Origin of the sequence: Pseudomonas edaphica, from assembly GCF_005863185.1 — a bacterium.
Lineage (GTDB): Bacteria > Pseudomonadota > Gammaproteobacteria > Pseudomonadales > Pseudomonadaceae > Aquipseudomonas > Aquipseudomonas edaphica.
Genome location: NZ_VBVZ01000813.1, coordinates 1 through 2292 on the forward strand (window position 1 = coordinate 1; position 2292 = coordinate 2292).

Below are 2292 nucleotides of genomic sequence, written 5' to 3' on the forward strand. Positions count from 1 at the left end.
ACCCGAAACTGATCCATCAACCCCTGCTGCTGATTTGCCAGGCTGTTCAACGCCTGGCTCACCCGCGCCGATTCATTCGCCTGCTCCGACAGCGATTCAGTCACATCCCGTATCGTCGCCACATTGCTGTTGATCTCTTCGGCCACGGCGCTTTGCTGTTCGGCGGCGCTGGCGATTTGCAGGTTCATGTCGCTGATCACCGTGACCGCCTCACCAATCTGACGCAGGGCGGTGACCGCCTGGCCGACCTGTTCGACACTGCCTTGGGCCTGCCGATAGCTATTGCCCATGGAGCCAACCACGTCGGTGGTGCCGCTTTGCAGGTGCTCGATCACCAGGCGGGTTTCTTCTACCGACTCCTGGGTGCGCTGTGCCAGGTTGCGTACTTCGTCGGCGACCACCGCAAAACCACGCCCAGCCTCACCGGCGCGGGCGGCTTCGATGGCGGCGTTGAGTGCCAGCAGGTTGGTTTGCTCGGCGATGCCGCGAATCACTTCCAGCACCGAACCGATCTTCTCGCTATTGGCCGCCAAGCCTTCGACCTGGGCCATGGCGGTGCTCATATCCGCCGCCAGGTTGCCGATATTGGTGGTGGTGCGGTCGATCACACTCAAGCCGTCGCGTGTGGCCTGGTCGGCATCGCGTGCGGCGTGTGCCGCCTGGGCAGCACTGCGGGCGACGTCCTGGGCGGTGGCGCTCATTTCGTGGGAGGCGGTGGCCACTTGGTCGACCTGACGGTATTGCTGCTCCATGCCGGCGCTGGTTTGCGTGGCGATTTCGGCGGACTGGTCGGCAGTGCCACGGGCGTCCTGCACCGAGCGTTTCACTTGGGCAATGATCGGTTGCAGCTTGTCGAGGAAGCGGTTGAACCAGCCGGCCAGTTGGCCCAGTTCATCCTGTTTGTCGTAGGCCAGGCGGCGGGTGAGGTCGCCTTCGCCGCTGGCGATGTCTTCGAGCATGCGTGCCACGCCGAGGATCGGCCGGGTCACGCTGCGGGCCATCAGCCACACAAGCACTAAGCCAACCACGGCCGCCAGCAGGCCCAGGCTCAGTTCCAGCAGCGTGCCACGGGCGTTGTCCGCGTCCAACTGCGCCTTGAGTGTTTCGGCGGGGCCGACCAGGACTTTTTCCGGCACATCCAGCAACACGCCCCACGGCTTGCCGCCGGGAATCGGCGCGAAGGGCGCCAGCACCTTGAGTTGATGGTCGGTACGCAGGCTGCTGGTCTGGGGGTTACTGGCCAGTACGCTGATCAGTTGCGCGCCGCTGGCGCTGTCGACCTGATCCAGACGCTGGCTGAGTTTGCCGGCGTCCGGGCTGTAGCCGGCGAGCAAACCGGTGGGGCTGAGGATGCTGACCTGGGTCTGGCCGTCATACAGCTTCTGGCTGGCCTGTTGGCTCACGGCCTGCAGGCTGTTGAGGTTGATGTCCACCGACAGCGAGGCAATAACTTTGCCGTTGACCATCAGCGGGAAGACGATGCTGGTCATCAGCACGTTTTGCCCGTCGATCACATAAAAGTACGGTTCGATCACGCAGGGTTTCAGCGTAGTGCGTGGGCAGGTGAACCAGGCGTTAGCCTTTTCGCCGCTGGGGCCGACGCTGATGTCGGCCATGTCGCTTTCGGGTAGTGACATGGAGGTGAGTTTGCCGGGTGTGGGCTGCGACCAGTAGAGGGCGAAGCGCCCTTTGTCGTTGCTGCCCAGTTCTGCCTGATTGGCGAACAACTCGTCCTTGCCGTCCAGCGCATTGGCCTCAAACACCAACGACAGGCCGAGCAGATCGGGGTTGGCTTGCAGGGCGGCCTTGACTTGGCGGGTCAGGTCTTCGCGGGTATCGAAGGCGTCGAGGAAGCGTTTTTCCGCCTGCTCACGCAAAAACAACACTTGGCGCGAAAAACCATGGCCGTACTGGTAGGCGTCCATGAATTGCTGGCGAATGCCCAGCGCCTGCACTTCACCTTGGGCCTCGATGCGCGCCTGGGCGGACGCGTCGAGCATCTGCATGCTGGACGCTTTGACCTGCTGTGAACTCTGCTCCATGCGAAAAAGCGACAGACCCACCAGCAGGGTCACGATCCCCAGCAGGCACAGGCCCGCGAGCAGGGTGATTTTCCATTGAATGGAGAGCTGTCTAAGCGACATCGAGGAGCATCCTTAACCTGAAAACACAGAGAGCCTTTGTATCGGCTGCCTTTCACGCTTCTTTATTCTGTGGCGAGGGAGCTTGCTCCCGCTGGCGCTCCAGTGCGCAGCGCTCCTGTTTTTTTGGGGCTGCTGCGCAGCCCAGCGG

At 62.6% G+C, this 2292-nt stretch carries 2 pseudogenes; both read right to left on the reverse strand.

Going from position 1 to position 2292, the window contains the following annotated elements:
- Window positions 1-506 (reverse strand): annotated as a pseudogene (locus FEM54_RS35190) (methyl-accepting chemotaxis protein); the annotation flags it as partial.
- A gap of 396 nt (window positions 507-902) precedes the next feature.
- Window positions 903-2144, reverse strand: a pseudogene (locus tag FEM54_RS35195) (PDC sensor domain-containing protein); the annotation flags it as partial.
- Between the last annotated feature and the right edge of the window lie 148 nt (window positions 2145-2292).